This is a genomic window from Phascolarctobacterium succinatutens (assembly GCF_023497905.1).
Taxonomy (GTDB): Bacteria; Bacillota; Negativicutes; order Acidaminococcales; family Acidaminococcaceae; genus Phascolarctobacterium_A; species Phascolarctobacterium_A succinatutens.
The window spans coordinates 1,859,547-1,874,937 of sequence record NZ_CP097284.1 but is presented as its reverse complement, the minus strand read 5'-3'; the positions used below and the strand labels follow the sequence as shown (position 1 = coordinate 1,874,937).

General features: G+C 45.6%; 12 protein-coding genes, 1 pseudogene, 1 riboswitch and 1 other annotated feature. Of the genes and pseudogenes, 12 read left to right on the top strand and 1 reads right to left on the bottom strand.

The window, feature by feature from the left end:
* The first annotated feature begins 42 nt into the window (after positions 1 to 42).
* From M5E81_RS08970 to M5E81_RS08955, 4 genes are all read left to right on the top strand, one after another.
* A complete protein-coding gene (locus M5E81_RS08970) occupies positions 43 to 2,667 on the top strand; it encodes a calcium-translocating P-type ATPase, PMCA-type (RefSeq protein ID WP_249747310.1) in 2,625 nt (874 codons plus the stop codon).
* A gap of 202 nt (positions 2,668 to 2,869) precedes the next feature.
* Positions 2,870 to 3,104 (top strand) — a binding site (T-box leader).
* A gap of 76 nt (positions 3,105 to 3,180) precedes the next feature.
* Positions 3,181 to 4,860, top strand: a complete 1,680-nt coding sequence (gene leuA, locus M5E81_RS08965) for a 2-isopropylmalate synthase (RefSeq protein ID WP_009144782.1) — start codon at positions 3,181 to 3,183, stop codon at positions 4,858 to 4,860.
* Positions 4,861 to 5,571: 711 nt separating this feature from the next.
* A riboswitch (cobalamin riboswitch) is annotated at positions 5,572 to 5,742 on the top strand.
* Between the two features lie 225 nt (positions 5,743 to 5,967).
* Positions 5,968 to 6,369 carry a hypothetical protein gene (locus tag M5E81_RS08960; RefSeq protein WP_249747309.1) on the top strand — a complete coding sequence of 134 codons (402 nt, stop codon included), beginning with the start codon at positions 5,968 to 5,970 and terminating at the stop codon, positions 6,367 to 6,369.
* A 66-nt stretch (positions 6,370 to 6,435) separates the two neighbouring features.
* Positions 6,436 to 6,663, top strand: a complete 228-nt coding sequence (locus M5E81_RS08955) for a hypothetical protein (RefSeq protein ID WP_249747308.1) — start codon at positions 6,436 to 6,438, stop codon at positions 6,661 to 6,663.
* A 19-nt stretch (positions 6,664 to 6,682) separates the two neighbouring features.
* Here the strand turns inward: M5E81_RS08955 and M5E81_RS08950 are convergent, their stop codons facing one another.
* Positions 6,683 to 8,068, bottom strand: a complete 1,386-nt coding sequence (locus M5E81_RS08950) for an IS4 family transposase (RefSeq protein ID WP_249747014.1) — start codon at positions 8,066 to 8,068, stop codon at positions 6,683 to 6,685.
* A 170-nt stretch (positions 8,069 to 8,238) separates the two neighbouring features.
* Between M5E81_RS08950 and M5E81_RS11325 the strand changes: the two are divergent.
* From M5E81_RS11325 to M5E81_RS08915, 8 genes and pseudogenes are all read left to right on the top strand, one after another.
* Positions 8,239 to 8,583 (top strand): annotated as a pseudogene (locus tag M5E81_RS11325) (TonB-dependent receptor plug domain-containing protein); the annotation flags it as partial.
* Positions 8,584 to 8,682: 99 nt separating this feature from the next.
* Complete coding sequence (locus M5E81_RS08945) at positions 8,683 to 10,311, top strand: TonB-dependent receptor domain-containing protein (protein WP_336604774.1); 1,629 nt, start codon at positions 8,683 to 8,685, stop codon at positions 10,309 to 10,311.
* A 76-nt stretch (positions 10,312 to 10,387) separates the two neighbouring features.
* On the top strand, positions 10,388 to 11,410 hold the full coding sequence (locus M5E81_RS08940; RefSeq protein WP_249747307.1) for an ABC transporter substrate-binding protein: 1,023 nt from the start codon (positions 10,388 to 10,390) through the stop codon (positions 11,408 to 11,410).
* A gap of 41 nt (positions 11,411 to 11,451) precedes the next feature.
* Positions 11,452 to 12,468, top strand: a complete 1,017-nt coding sequence (locus tag M5E81_RS08935) for a FecCD family ABC transporter permease (protein ID WP_415937508.1) — start codon at positions 11,452 to 11,454, stop codon at positions 12,466 to 12,468.
* 2 nt (positions 12,469 to 12,470) lie between these two features.
* On the top strand, positions 12,471 to 13,244 hold the full coding sequence (locus M5E81_RS08930) for an ABC transporter ATP-binding protein (protein WP_249747305.1): 774 nt from the start codon (positions 12,471 to 12,473) through the stop codon (positions 13,242 to 13,244).
* A 189-nt stretch (positions 13,245 to 13,433) separates the two neighbouring features.
* On the top strand, positions 13,434 to 14,633 hold the full coding sequence (locus M5E81_RS08925; protein ID WP_009144775.1) for a hypothetical protein: 1,200 nt from the start codon (positions 13,434 to 13,436) through the stop codon (positions 14,631 to 14,633).
* Positions 14,630 to 14,983 carry a CGGC domain-containing protein gene (locus M5E81_RS08920; RefSeq protein ID WP_040564693.1) on the top strand — a complete coding sequence of 118 codons (354 nt, stop codon included), beginning with the start codon at positions 14,630 to 14,632 and terminating at the stop codon, positions 14,981 to 14,983. Before M5E81_RS08925 ends, M5E81_RS08920 begins: the two co-directional genes overlap by 4 nt.
* Entirely contained in the window at positions 14,983 to 15,390 is a 408-nt protein-coding gene (locus tag M5E81_RS08915; protein WP_009144773.1) for a GNAT family N-acetyltransferase, read from the top strand. The genes M5E81_RS08920 and M5E81_RS08915 overlap by 1 nt, the downstream gene beginning before the upstream one ends.
* The last annotated feature ends 1 nt before the right edge of the window (position 15,391 follow it).

The following is a 15,391-nucleotide window of genomic DNA, read 5'->3' as shown; positions in this document are numbered from 1 at the left end:
ATTTTCGACAAGTAGCAGACGTAAAGTCAAAGGAGGAAGAAAATGAGTAAATATGGCTTAAGCAAGGAGCAGATTGAAGAGTCACGGCGCAAGTACGGTGATAATACGTTGACGCAGCCGCCGCGGGAAACATTTTGGAGCAAGCTGCTGGGTAATTTTCAGGATCCTATTATCCGCATACTGGTAGTAGCGTTGCTGGTAAATGCTTTTTTCGTGTATCTTGGTCATGGCGATTGGATTGAAACAATAGGTATTTTTCTGGCAATTATTTTGGCAACCTTTGTTTCTACCTGGTCCGAATACAGCAATGAGAATGCCTTTCAAAAGCTGCAGGAGGAGGCCAGCCGTATCCGCTGCAAGGTATGGCGTGACGGCGAGCCACATGAAATTGCTATTGATGATGTTGTAGTCGGTGATGCAATTATTTTAGAGGCCGGCGATAAAATACCGGCAGACGGTATTTTGCTGGAAGGAACCCTGAAGCTGGATCAGGCAGCGTTGAACGGTGAAAGTGAGGAAGCTAAAAAAACTGTTGCACCTGCTGAGTTCCAATGGGATGACGGTAAAATTGATTTTCTGGATGAACATAAGCTGTTCCGTGGCAGCGTTGTGGTAGAAGGCACCGCTGTGATGCAGGCTGTGAAGATCGGTGATAATTCCGTTTACGGCCAGCTGACGCAGGAGCTGAAGGATGAAGAACGTGACAGTCCGCTGAAGCTTAAACTGAAAGGACTGGCAGAGCAGATAAGTAAATTCGGTTATGCCGGCGGTGTACTGATAGCCGTTGCGGTAATACTGCATAAGATATATCTGGCAGGAAGCTTTGGAGCTTATTTTGCCGATATGACAACAGTAATTGCCGATTTGGTGCAGGCTGTAATCTTGGCGATTATTATTATTGTTATGGCGGTACCGGAAGGCCTGCCGCTGATGATTGCGATAGTTTCTTCGCTCAATATGCGCAAAATGCTGCATGACCATGTATTGGTGCGTAAGCTTGTCGGCATTGAAACTGCAGGCAGCTTAAACCTGCTGTTTACCGATAAGACAGGCACGATTACTAAAGGACAGCTGGAGGTAGTACGCTTCTTAACCGGCGATTTACAGGAAATTACTGATTTTACATCATTGCCTGCACGTCTTAAGGAGCTGACTTGTCAGCAGGTTCTGATCAATACATCATCTACTGTTACCGACGGCAAGATTGTCGGCGGTAATATGACAGAAGCAGCATTAAATAATTATGTCGGTGCTTATCGTTTACCGCAGCTGCCGCAGCGCCAACGCTTTATTCCGTTCAACAGCGCCAATAAATATTCCTGGGCGCAGGTTGCTCCCGCTGATGGCGGCGCAGCATATTGCCTCATTAAGGGCGCACCGGAAAAGCTGCTGCAGGCTACCGATTGGTATTGGTCAAAAGATGGCTACCGTTTGCTGTTGACTGATGAGATGAAAGCAGCTCTGGATAACAGAATGCTGAAGCTTGCAGGACAGGCGATAAGAATGCTGGCCTTGTGTACGTATGAGGGAGTACCTGCTGATAACCTGCCGGATAAAGGACTGACGCTTGCCGGTGTTGTTGCCATCCGTGACGACGTGCGTCCGGAAGCAGTGGAGGCTATTAAGGCTGTACAGCAGGCCGGTGTGCAGGTAGTAATGATTACCGGTGACCGTAAAGAAACAGCGGTTGCCATTGCTAAGGATGCAGGCCTGCTGCAAAGTGCGGAGGATGTAGTCTGGACCTCCGACGAGCTGGCACAGATGAGCGATGATGAGGTCAAAGCTAAGCTGACGCATCTGCGTGTAGTGGCACGTGCTCTGCCGATGGATAAATCGCGTTTGGTGCGTTTGGCGCAGGATTTGAATCTTGTAACCGGTATGACCGGTGATGGCGTAAACGATTCTCCGGCACTGAAAAAGGCTGATGTAGGCTTTGCTATGGGCAGCGGTACAGAGGTAGCCAAGGAAGCAGGCGATATCGTTATCATGGACGATAACTTCCTGAGCATCAAACAGGCGATTTTGTACGGAAGAACGATTTACAATTCTATCTGCAAATTTATTGTTTTCCAGCTGACGATTAACTTCTCAGCTGTGGCTATTAACTTTATTGCTCCCTTTATCAATATCGATGAGCCGTTGACGATTACGCAGATTCTGTGGATTAATCTGGTAATGGATACCCTAGCTGCGCTCGCCTTCGGTGGTGAACCGGCACTGGCGCAGTATCTGCGCGAGGCGCCGAAACGCCGCAGTGCGCCGCTTGTCAGCAAAAAGATGCTTACGAGCGTTATTATCAGCGGCCTGTATATGACTATTGTCGGTATTGCCTTTTACAAGAGCGCGTGGGTCGACCATCTGTTCCGTGATGCTGATAACCATATCTATACCTACACGGGCTTCTTCTGCGCCTACATTTTTATGGCAGTAGCCAATGGCTTTAATGTGCGTACTGACGGTTTGAACCTGTTAAAGAATATCAGCCTGAACAAGGGCTTCTTACAGGTAATGGCGCTGATTGTTGCAATTCAGGTGCTGCTAACCTTTGTTGGTGGGCGCGTACTGCGTACAACACCACTGAATGCGCATGAATGGGGCGTTGTTATCCTGTTTGGCACTTCAATCATTGTTGTTGATTTACTTCGTAAGCTTATCAGCAGCAGGTAAAGTTATGCACAGTTGTTGATAACTCTGTTGATAATCTGTGGGTAAAACACATAAGCTGTGGATAAGTTCTTATGGATAGAAGCACACTAAACGCTGTTACATTGTTTACAATATTGTTGTTAAAAAATTAATTTTAGAAATAGTGTTGACAATTAAAAGCGGAATGCGTATAATAGCATTCAACGAATCAAATATCGTCCCTAAAAAAACGGTGAAGGGAAGAAGATATGACCGGATGGGCTAAGAGAGTCGCTGGCTGGTGTAAAGCGATGTCAATGGTTATATGCATACTGATCCCGGAGTTGCCTTTCCGATATGTAGGGAAGGACGTGTGGTCACGTTACAGGCAAAGGCCTTGTTGGAGGCTGAGAGGACAGCATTGCTGAAGTGCTGTTGAAATAGGGTGGTACAGCGTGGAATTGTTCCCCGCCCCTAATTGTGTTATAAAAAACACAGGTTAGGGACGGGGATTTTTGTTTATAATCGCTAAGAAAAGCTAGGGGGAAATTAATCATGCAGCAGGAGAAAAAATATATTCCGTTTGAACAAATAAAAATTACCGACCGTCAATGGCCTGATAAAACGATTACTAAAGCACCTGTATGGTGCAGTGTTGATTTGCGCGACGGCAACCAGGCATTGGTAACACCGATGGGTATTCCGGAAAAAATTCGCTTTTTCCACACTTTGGTAGATTGCGGCTTTAAGGAAATCGAGGTTGGCTTTCCTTCCGCCTCGGAAACAGAGTACGAAATTCTGCGTACCCTGATTGAAGGCGGACATATTCCTGATGACGTAACCGTACAGGTTCTGGTGCAGGCGCGTGAAGAGCTTATCCGCAAAACCTTTGAGGCAGTACGCGGTGCTAAGAATGTTATCATCCATTTTTATAACTCTACTTCAACACTGCAGCGTAAAATTGTTTTTGGCAAGGATATGGACGGTATCACCGATATTGCTGTGCAGGGCGCACGCCTTATCCGCCAGCTGACGGAAGAAGAGGTTGCCCGCAGCGGTATGAATATCCGCTATGAATATTCTCCGGAAAGCTTTTCCGGTACGGAAATAGATTTCTCTGTGGCAATTTGCGAGGCTGTAATGCAGGAAATGGGCTCGACAAAAGAAAACCCGATTATCCTCAACCTGCCCTCTACTGTTGAAATGTGTACGCCGAATACATATGCCGATCAGATTGAATACTTCTGCCGTCATATTAAAAACCGTGAAGCAGCAATAGTCAGCGTGCATCCGCATAATGACCGTGGTACGGGCGTTGCCTGCGCCGAGCTGGCACTTTTGGCCGGTGCGGACCGTATCGAAGGTACGCTGTTCGGTAACGGCGAGCGTACCGGTAACCTGGATATCGTAACTGTAGCCCTCAACATGTTTACGCAAAATGTTGATCCCGAGCTGGATTTCTCGCATATTCTTGACATCAAAAAGGTTTATGAGGAATGCACAAAAATGCATGTACCTGAGCGTCAGCCGTACGCCGGTGAGCTGGCCTTCACCGCCTTCAGCGGTTCGCATCAGGATGCTATCCGCAAGGGTTATGAATACATGAAAAACAGCGGTACAGAATATTGGGAGGTACCGTATCTGCCGATTAACCCGGCGGATATCCATCGTGAATACGAGCCTGTTATCCGCATTAACAGCCAGTCCGGTAAGGGCGGCGCTGCCTTCGTGCTGCAGCATACCGTCGGCTACAATCTGCCTAAGGAAATGCATCCTGAATTTGGCAATATCGTGAAGGCTGCTGCTGACGAATACGGCGACGAGCTTTCCAGCGAGCAGATTGTGCAGCTCTTCCGCAAGGAATACATCGACTTTGCCGGCAAATATCAGCTGCTGCGTCATCGTTTCACCGAGCTTAATGAAGCTGACGGCAGCATCCACAGCCGTTTTGAAGGTGAAATTTCGGTTGCTGGCGAAAAAAAGAGTGTAGTTGGTGTAGGTAACGGTCCTATCGATGCCTTCTTCCAGGCACTCAACGGTGTCGGAATTAATGGCTACGAATTCGTCAACTATCATGAGCATGCAATTTCCAAGGGTTCTGATGCGAAGGGTATTTGCTACATTGAGCTGAAGCAGAAAAACAATGGCCATATCTTCGGTGTAGGCATTCACTCCAACATCAACGTGGCAGCGCTGCGTGGCATCATCTGCGCTATCAACCGCGCGGAGAAGTGATTAGTGATTAATAGTTATCAGTGAATAGTGTTTAGTGGTTAGTAAACAGTTGGCAGTACGGGGTAAAGAGAAAATATATTAGAAAATCGCCCCTGTATATATTATTTTGCTAAGGGCCGGCGCCAGAAAAACAGATAAGCCGGCTTTGATAACCTCCAAAATAAGGGAAAGATTTTTTGGAAAAATAAGGGAAAGAACTAAAAATAAGGGAAAGAAGCAAGCGCCGTCGGCCGTAAGGCAGGCGGCGATTTGCGCATTACAGAACAATATTTCCTTAAATAAAATTGTGGAGCAGGCTTTGCAGCGTTTTTTGATGCTGGAAAATTAAATATATAAAAAATTTTTATAGCTGTATGATAGCTGGCGAGCTATATTACGTCAGAGCAAGAATATAGTTGTAGGTTAGTTGACGTGTAATCACAATATAATAATGCTTTGAACATTAGGGACTTCGTTTTAAAATTACGGAGTCCTTTATTTGTGTACAGAGAGAGCTCTTTGTACACTTTTTTCTTGACGTTTTTGTGAATAACGTGCTATAATACTAACTGTAAACTGTTTTGTAATTAAAGTAAACTCAAAATAGTAAAAAAACAAATATACATAATTAATAATTTGCTAATTTTTATCTGTCAGTATCTTAAATTACGAAGAGCTGAATATACAATAGCGTATAACAGATAGAAATTTAAGAACCTAACGAGAGAAAAAGAGAATAAAAGCGTATCAGGTGTATTTATACTTAATAGGTAAACAGGTGCAAAACCTGTGCTGTCCCGCAGCTGTAATGTGGAGCTGGCCTTATATAGTCACTGGGAAACCGGGAAGACAAGGCTGGCAGTGAAGCAGAGCCAGAAGAACTGCCTGATATAGGGCCTTTCAAACAACCTGCGATGTACAGGATTGCGCTTTCCCAGGGATAAGTGCGTCTTGCTGTCACAGTACGGCAAGGCGCTTTTATTTTGACTGCAATATTTGTATGAAGTGTATTTATTATTCTTGCATATTAACATCTGACAAGCGGAACAAGGATAGCTTGGTCAGATGCTTTTATGAAAATAAATTTTTTCCCAGTATGCTCAAGAATTACGAGAGAAAGGAGGAGCTATGAAAAGGATATTTATGCTGCTGACCTTAATTTTGGCCCTGATGTGTCCAGCACTTGCCGGTGCGGAGGTATCGAGTGACAAAATGATTTTGGATTGGACAACTTCCAAAGTATGGGTTAACGGCGGCGAACTGTGTGTAACAGGCACTTTTGTCAACAAGCGTAATGACGTAGCTATCACTAAGCTGAACGACTTTATTATGCGTGTTACCTACACAGATAAAAATGGCGAGCGTAAGCAATTTCTTGGTAGACCGGTAAAGTTCCCGATATGCAAGATTCCAGCTAAAGCTTCACGCAAGCTGAATCTTAATTTTGGCCCGTTTGCTGATGATAGTGTCAGTAACTGGGTAACGGCGCAGACCTATACGTTTACGTATATTAACGGTGCGCGGTTCTGATAATGTTTTTTTATGAGTATTAGGCGTTGAGTTTGCAAGAAACTCAAATTTTACAGAAAGAAGTGTATGAGTAACATGAAGAGAAGATATACAGCTGCGGCTGCTATGATGATGGTAATGGGCCTGTGTGCAAGCGCAAGTGCAGCAACTACTGTTGACAAAACCTTGGATAATTATACTTTGGATGGTTTAATTGTTGAGGCTGATGCTGTCAGAAATCAATTTGGTGATATTAATACTGACTCAAACTTCGCACACGGAAAACATCCCGTATGCCTTGATAAATCAGCTTGAACTGAATGTCGAAAGCCATTCACGCACACTTCTGTGCACGCAGACGACTCATCCAAAGAGCGGGCAGATCGTTCAGGAATCGTTCCAAGAGCGATTCGACCAGCAAGACTTCTGACGGATATTCTGCCCGAAGCTGCTCCGCAAACTCCTGCAACACGAGGCGAAGCGCTTCCATGTACTTCAAGTCCGGAAGCTCATCAAGCCCCAGATAGAAGAGCTCGCCGAGGCTTCGCCCATCCGTGTTCTCACGTTCCTCGACAGCCAGGAGCATATATCGTGTGCAGACGACGGCGACATGCGCCGTCATCGCATCGTAGGAGACGGAACGACAATCCTTGCCGAGCCGCAGGTAGGACTTGCACGCTTTGAAGAACACCTCGATGCCCCAGCGCTTCCCGTAGAGCTGGATGACTTCTTCCTCCGAAAGCGAGAGGTCTGTCGTGACGAGGACGAGATAATCCTTCCGCTTGTTGCGGTTCCGCACGAAGACCAATCGCACAGGCACGAGGGATTCTCCCTGTTTCGTCGCGACAGCATCGACGGACAGGAGGTAACGCGAGCGTCCGCGGCGTTTCTTGTGTTCCTTGTAGATGGCCTTGACGTTCGAGATCTTCCCTTCGCAGGGGTAGCGCACCTTCTTGCTCTTCTTTGCCATAGCGGTGACGTCATAGCCGAGGTCATGGATGGCTTTCAGCGACGACGGCGAGCAGAACCATGTGTCGAAGAGGACGTACTGCGCGGGGATTCCTGTCGCCTTGACCTCCTGCAACAAATTGAGGACGACGGCTGGCGCTTCCATCTGCGCGAGCTTGCGCTGCTTTCCGCCGTTGCTTCTTGCATCGACGGATGCGCTGGCCTCATTGAGCCGGTTCTTTTCCTTCGAGGTTGAAAGAAGGCAGAACGTGAGTGGCAGGAACGTGTTCCCGTCCGTCCAGCCGAGGACGAGCAGGCGGAAGCCCTTCGTATAGCGGCGGCTCACATGGTCGTAGACGTTCGCCAAGAGTTCCACGCGCTTGGAACGCGAGCGGCTGAAGAGCGAATCGTCGACGACGATGGCACAACGCCGGCCGGCATCCGTCAGCGGCTTGATGGTTTCGTTGATGATCCGCGCCGCAAGAAGCAGCGTGAACTTGCGCCAGTTCGTGTGGCAGGAGTTCAAGAAGCGGTAAGCCGTGTCCTTGCCGAACGGCAGCGAATCCTCGTGAAGTCGGCGCTGCATATAGAGCGAGCGGTTCTCGAAGATGATGCTTACGAGCACGAGGAAAACGAGAATGGAGGAAAATCCTTTGAGCTTGCAAGCGTTGGCCGCGCGCAGAATCTGGCCGACATGATAACGACGGAAGAACGCCGAAGTTTTCTTCGAGATGGATTCCATCTGCTGGGTGGTTTGTGATATACTTTTCATAGCATGAGCCTCCGGTGCTTGGTATGTTTTTGAGCCAACATAATTATACCAAACTGGCAAGACTCATGCTATTTTTCTGTTTACAAAGCCTGGACTTTCAAGGGGTGCAGGGGATTTTTACCTGCGAAGTTTGAGATACTGAGCAATCTTACTATCGTACTGGTGGTGACGTTAATGTAATTACCAGCCAAACTTTAGAGAAACGTCATTATCAGCAATTAGGTGATGCTTTAAAAACTATTCCCGGTGTACAGATACAATCTCCTGGCGGCTATAGAGGCGCCGAATATGGTAATACCCAAACCCATACTATTGTAAGCATTAATGGTGATGCCAGAGTAGTAGTATTGATTGACGGACGTCGTCTGGATAACACAGCTGGTGGTACAGTTGCAGGCAATTCTGCTTCCAGTTCTAAGGCAATGGTAGATATTAACCAGATTACCAGCATGGATAATATCGATAAAATCGAAGTAATTAAAGGACCTGGTGCTTCTATTTATGGTGCAGATGCTACAGGTGGTGTTATCAATATCATTACTAAAAAAGGTGGACAGAAAACAACCGGTTCTATAGATTATTCTGCTGGTTCTTGGAATAAACGTAACTATGGAATGTCTGTGTCCGGTGGTAGCGATGACGGAAAGTTAAAGGTATTCATGTCTGGACGCCGTGAAACCGGCGGTAACTCTCATTACAAAGATGGCTTAACCGGTGTAAATCATACATGGGCACAAACCGCTTATAAAGAAGATTCTATCAACGCACGTGTTGACTATGATTTTGATGATACGCACAGATTGACTGTAGCTTACAGTCATTTGCAGGGTGACGATGATTATCCGTTTACAGCACCTTATTATAAATATTTGACTCCTACCGAGTGGGAAAGAATTAAACAATATTATCACAACGACCGTTATGGCAATATTAATAATCCTGGTTACAGAAACTTATGGCTTATGTGGACTGGTGCATATAACGCATACAACAAGAATAACTATGATGTAACCTATTCCTTCAATAAGGAAAATGGTATGGAAAGCTTTATCAGATATTACAAACAAAATGAAAGATATTGGGGATCTTTCGGTGGTGGTGACGGAGACCTGAAAGCACCGTTGCCGTTTACTAAGGAATGGGATGAATGGGTAAAAACTAATTACGTAGGAAGAAACTATAGATCTTATTACAATGAGCTGAAAAATGACGGCGTTCAGCTCCAGCTTGCAAAATCTGTCGGCATTCATGATTTGCTGACAACCTGGACTTATGATAAATCCAAATACTTAGGCTTCTCTACCAGAACAAATCAGAAATCTGTAGTTGAAAGAGACAGCGTTTTGGGCTATATTCAGGATAAAATTCACATCAATGATCATTGGGATATTACACCGTCTGTAAGATATTCTTATTACAGTGATTTTTCACGAACTGACAGAGATGGTACAAAGTGGAATTCTGCTGAATCTACAACTACCATTACTCCGACCTTAAATACACAGTATGCCTTTGATGATACAGCAAGCATGTATTTGGGCTATACTAAAGTATACAGACCTTTGCGTGTTTCTGACTATGATAGAACTAATGGTAGTGCTCCTGCTGGACTGGAAGATGAAAAAGGTGATGTTTGGACAGTTGGCGTAAGAAAGGATTTCTCTGACAAAACCTCTGTTTCCATGCATTACGATTACACCAAAATGAGCAACGCTATTGCAAGATTTAGTGTCTGGGATAAGGATGTTAAAGATTTCAAAATGAAATATGTAAATGCTAAGGAAGATAAAAAATCCTTTAACTTCACTATTTCTCAAAAATTTAATGAGCATTTGGGACTGAATTTGAACTATTCTCATGCATGTGACGAATGGAAAGCAAAAGATGGTATGCAATTTGATCCGGATTTGACATGGACAAATGGTAACGTCAATACTGCAATCAACAAACTGCGTCCGCAGAATATTTATACTGCAGATTTGACCTATGACAATGACAAACTGAGCGTTTCCCTGTTTGGTAACTACTATACAGGCTTAAACACTGAAGCATTTACAAGCAACAGATTCTTCGTGCTTGACTTGGCTGCTAACTACGAATTTAAGAAAAATTGGATTCTCTATGGTACAGTAAGCAACCTGACAAATCAGGCTTGGGAAAATACTTATACCTACTATAACGGTATTGGTTCTTGGCCGCAACCCGGTCGTTCCTTCATGCTTGGCGTTAAGTACAAATTCTAATTTTTAGCAATTGATTATGCAAAACAAGCTGAGGTTTTCATCCTTGGCTTGTTTTTGCATCTTTTAGGATATAAAAATGAAAAATTTATTTTTTTTAGCAGCGATACTGGGAACAATATTTATAGGCGCGTTTTTTGTAAATGGCGAGGAATATATACCTAATGCTGGCGGCAATAGTGCAGATATTGGTAAATATACTCCTGTTACTATAGATACCTATGATTCGAACAGGAATAAAATTCAAATGACGTTTACTCATAGGCCACAGCGCGTTGTTGTAGATGAATTAAACACAATGGAAACTCTGTTGGCTTTAGGATTAGGTGATTCAATTGTAGAAACCTCTGTATCGCCCAGTAGCAGGAGTTATAAAAGACTGTTGCAAGAATACCCGGAAGAAATGGCAAAGATAAAGAAAAAAACAGTACATTCCCTTAATACAGAGACAGTATTGTCAGCTAATCCAGATTTAATTTTGGGCTGGAAATCCACATTTACGTCTATTCTCAGAAGACCAACCCAATGGTGGAATGCCAGAGGAATCAAAACTTATGTAGTAGCTACTTCGAATCATATATTGAATTACGGAACTATAAAGGATGAGCTGCAATTTCTGGCTGATATGGGAAAAATATTTCGTGTAGAACCGAAAACCGATAGGTTGATTCGTGAAATTCAAGATGAATTAAAGCGTACCCAAGAAAGTGTCAAAGGACAATCTCCGCAGAGGGTTATGGTTATAGAGGTTAGCGGTCGAGGTGCCTTTATGAATTATGACGAAGGCTGGCTGGTTGGCGATATGGTCAGGTCATTAGGCGGATGTATGCCTGTCAAAGAAAAAAGAGTAGGGGTTGAAGGTCTTATTGAAGAAAACCCTGATGTGATTTTTGTGGTATATTTTAGCGATTCCCAGAAGGATATTATCAGGAATATATTTCAGCAGCCTGAATACAGCTCCTTAAAAGCTGTTAAAAAAAATCGCATATGCTTGTTACCTTTTGATTGTATGTATACGTCTGCTATAAAAACAATCCAGGGAATACGGCTGATAAAAAATGGGCTTTATCCAGAATTAAGTGATTCTGGTAAAAGGAGTTAAGTATGAGAAATCGTTCAAGAGAAATTAGCGTTGCTTTGATCATGCTTCTTTTAGCAGTGCTTTTGGTGCTTGCTTTTTTATGGGCTCTCAGCATAGGTACGGTAAAGCTGTCATTAGTACAGATTTATGAGGGGGTAGTAACCCAGTTTACAAGCGGACTGGCAATTGAAACCGCAGGACAGGGACCGGTGCATGATATTGTCTGGCTGCTGCGCCTGCCGCGTCTGGTACTGGCTGCCTTAGTCGGTATGGGTCTTTCTGTCTGCGGCGTTATCATGCAGGCTGTAGTAAAGAACCCCTTGGCTGACCCATATATTCTGGGCATTTCCTCCGGCGCTTCGCTGGGTGCAACGGCAGCAATTCTGCTGGGTATCGGTGTGGCGCTGGGTGAAAACTTTGTCGGTATTGCGGCCTTTATCGGTGCCTTCGCTATGTCGCTGGGCGTACTGTTTATCTCTAACCTGGGCGGACGCAGCAATTCCGTTAAGCTGCTTTTGGCAGGCATGGCGCTGAGCGCAGTCTGCGGTGCTTTTTCCAGCTTTATCGTTTACTTTGCCAATAATAAGGAAGGCATGCAGACCATAGCTTACTGGATGATGGGCAGCTTTGCCGGTGCCAAATGGGAAACACTGGCAGTTATCGGACCAATCGTAGTATTGGCAGTAATGTTCTTCTGGACGCAGAGCCGTATGCTCAACCTGATGCTTTTAGGTGATGAATCTGCGTTGACCTTGGGAACTGATTTACATATTTACAGACAGATTTATCTGCTTGTAAGCTCTCTTATCGTAGGCTTTGTAGTATACGCTGCAGGTATGGTTGGCTTTGTCGGCTTGGTAGTACCGCACGTTATCCGTATGCTGGTAGGGACCGACCATAAAAAACTGATACCTGTTTCCGCTTTAACCGGTGCTGTATTTTTGGTAATTGCGGACGGTCTGTGCCGTGTAATTATTCCGCGCACCGAGCTGCCAATCGGTATTTTGATTTCGCTTATCGGCGCGCCCTGCTTCGTTTACCTGATGATTAAGAAAACCTATGGCTTTGGAGGTAACTGATAATGGAGATTTTAGCAGAAGCAGTAAAAATGGCCTTCGGACCAAAGGAAATTCTTAAGGGAATAGATTTCAGCCTGCATAATAAGGAATTTGTGGGTATTATCGGGCCTAACGGCAGCGGTAAAAGTACCTTTCTGAAATGCGTTTACCGTGTGCAGAAGCCTACGGATGGTAAAATTACCTTTAATGGAACGCCGTTGGATGAGCTATCCTATCGTGAATCGGCACTGCAGCTGGCGGTAGTAGCACAGCATAATGTTTACAGCTTTGATTTTTCGGTGTTGGAGGTTGTGCTGATGGGACGTTCGCCGCACAAGAAAATGCTGGAGCGTGATAATCTCAACGATTATCGCATCGCACGCGAAGCGTTGGCGACTGTAGGTCTGGCGGACTTTGAAGAACGCAGCTTTGCTACATTGAGTGGCGGCGAGCAGCAGCGTGTAATTTTGGCGCGGGCACTGACGCAGCAGACGGAATGCCTGGTGCTGGATGAGCCGACAAACCATCTGGATATCAAGTACCAGCTGCAGATTATGGATATTGTAAAATCACTTGATTTGACCGTTGTGGCAGCAGTACATGATCTGAATATCGCAGCGATGTACTGTGACCGTCTGGTTGCGATTAAGGACGGACAGATTGTGGGCATGGGAACTCCGCGTGAGCTGCTGACGGAAAAGTTTATTTATGATATGTATGAGGTGCGCTGCAGAGTGGATGAGGAAAAGTCTACGGGACGTATAAATATTGTGTATCTGCCACAACATTGGATGTAGGACGGCGGCGAATAAGGCGCCATCTGCGGCTTCACCGCTCCTCGACGTACTTCTAGTACGCCGTCGTCGAGCTTTAACCACATATGCCACCTTCTGCGCCACCTAGCGTGAAAATAAGGTTTGAATAGAACGGCGGCGGATAAGTCGCCATCTGCACTATAATATTTTTTTGTTCAAGGAGGGTAAAAAATGAAAAAGCTATTATTGATTCCGGCGTTCATGACAATGTTCTTTGTCGGCACCGTCGCAGTTTCTGCTGCCTTCGCTGCTCAGCCTGCACCGCCGCAGAAAAGCAAAATGATGCTGCTGCCGCCCAAAGACGGCAAGCATCCGCCGATGCCACCGCGTATGCGCCGGCCACAGCTTTCCAATGCAGAGGCTGCGGAAAAACTGCAGTCCGCATACGGCTACCGTTATTCTGATATGCTGCGACTGTTGAATATCGGCCATAGCTATGGCGATATGAACACAGCCTGCTTGTATGCGTATCTGTCCGGTGAGCCGGTAGAAAAGGTGCTGCAGCTGCGTCAGCCTGCAACCTGGGGCAGGGTGCGTGCGCAGCTAGGGCTGACGCCTAAGCTGTATGCCGAAAAATATATGGAGTATCAGGCAAGCTATCTGCCTGCCGACAGCCTGGTAGACAGAGAAACGGCGCTGAAATATCTGCGACAGGGTTATCCGCTGGGCGATATTCAGCAGGCTGCCAAGCTGGCCAAGGAGAGCGGCAAAACTTTGGCACAGGTATTGCCTATGCGCACTGTTACCTGTGATTGGCAGCAGGTTAAGGAAAAGCTGGGCTTGCAGCAGGAACAAAAACAGGACCAGCCTTTCGCCTTCAGAGGACGCGGCCAGCGTAGCGGCGCAGGCTTTGCCGGCTTGCATACACGCAACATGACAGCAGAAAGAGCTGTAAAGATTTTCCACGCTGATTATCTTTTTGATGAAGCAGAGCTGCTGCCGCTATATGAAAAGTATGGCTTTGAAGGCTTGGAGGATATCTGCCTGCATGCCTACATGAGTAAAAAGACACTGCAGGAAATTATTGACCTGCGCGATAAATATTCTTGGGAGCGTATGAAGTATGTGCTTGGCTTGACACCGCAGGTATATTTTGACCGCTGCGTGGATTATCAGGCACGACGTCTGGCAGAACGCATGGATATCCCGCAGAAGGTAACGAAGAAGTATATGCATATGGGCTACGCAATGCATCATATCAACAGTTCTTATCTGCTTGCACAAAAGGCCGGTCTGGATATTAAGGATGTTATTGATTTGAAGACGCCGAAGAATTCCTGGCAGGATGTGGCGCTGAAAATCGGTCTGACTGTTGAAGATTGCCGAGAGGTTAAGAACAAAATCAGTAAGGACTTTGGGAGGCATGAATGAAACGTATAGTAATTTTACGTTGCCTGCGTTCCAATAATGTATGTACCGGTGCAGCCTGCATGCGTGCTTTTAATACAAAAAGCGGTGCCTTCGCCAGATATGGCGAGGAACCGCTGGAGCTGGAGGCTTATTGGAGCTGCAACGGCTGCGGTGACTGCCGTTTTGAGCATCAGGCCGGCATTGAAGAAAAGCTGGAGCGTATCATCGGCCTTAAGCCGGATGCTGTGCATGTTGGCGTTTGTGTTAAGCACCGCACGCAGGATGGCCAGGTTGTTACCTGCAAAACTATTGAAGAAATTTGCGAGCGCTTGGAGGCTGCGGGACTGACAATTGTGGAAGGTACGCACTGATGGATGTACTTAGATTTGCAGAATACAAGACCTACAATGAAGCCGAAATTATGGCGTTATATAGTAGTGTTGGCTGGAGTAATTATACCAATAATCCGGCAATGCTAAGAAAAGCTTATAAGAATTCACTTTATGTTTTAGCTGCTTATGCTGATGGAAAGCTTGTGGGGATACTCCGTGCTGTCGGTGATGGTGCTTCTGTGGTTTTTCTGCAGGATTTAATAGTGCTGCCGGAATTTCAGCGTCATGGCATTGGTTCACAGCTTATGCGGAAGGTTATGGAAAAGTATGCCGATGTCTATCAACTGCAGCTCCTTACAGAAGCAAGTGAAAAAAATATTGCTTTTTATGAATTCCTTGGGTTAAAAAGAGTCGAAAAGTATGGTTGCTGCGCTTTTATAAGATGAG

Bases quoted from the DNA above. Each gene is read 5' to 3' on its own strand.
- M5E81_RS08970 (WP_249747310.1), top strand. From the start codon at position 43: ATGAGTAAATATGGCTTAAGCAAGGAGCAGATTGAAGAGTCACGGCGC.
- leuA (WP_009144782.1), top strand. From the start codon at position 3,181: ATGCAGCAGGAGAAAAAATATATTCCGTTTGAACAAATAAAAATTACC.
- M5E81_RS08960 (WP_249747309.1), top strand. From the start codon at position 5,968: ATGAAAAGGATATTTATGCTGCTGACCTTAATTTTGGCCCTGATGTGT.
- M5E81_RS08955 (WP_249747308.1), top strand. From the start codon at position 6,436: ATGAGTAACATGAAGAGAAGATATACAGCTGCGGCTGCTATGATGATG.
- M5E81_RS08950 (WP_249747014.1), bottom strand. From the start codon at position 8,068: ATGAAAAGTATATCACAAACCACCCAGCAGATGGAATCCATCTCGAAG.
- M5E81_RS08945 (WP_336604774.1), top strand. From the start codon at position 8,683: ATGTCTGTGTCCGGTGGTAGCGATGACGGAAAGTTAAAGGTATTCATG.
- M5E81_RS08940 (WP_249747307.1), top strand. From the start codon at position 10,388: ATGAAAAATTTATTTTTTTTAGCAGCGATACTGGGAACAATATTTATA.
- M5E81_RS08935 (WP_415937508.1), top strand. From the start codon at position 11,452: ATGCTTCTTTTAGCAGTGCTTTTGGTGCTTGCTTTTTTATGGGCTCTC.
- M5E81_RS08930 (WP_249747305.1), top strand. From the start codon at position 12,471: ATGGAGATTTTAGCAGAAGCAGTAAAAATGGCCTTCGGACCAAAGGAA.
- M5E81_RS08925 (WP_009144775.1), top strand. From the start codon at position 13,434: ATGAAAAAGCTATTATTGATTCCGGCGTTCATGACAATGTTCTTTGTC.
- M5E81_RS08920 (WP_040564693.1), top strand. From the start codon at position 14,630: ATGAAACGTATAGTAATTTTACGTTGCCTGCGTTCCAATAATGTATGT.
- M5E81_RS08915 (WP_009144773.1), top strand. From the start codon at position 14,983: ATGGATGTACTTAGATTTGCAGAATACAAGACCTACAATGAAGCCGAA.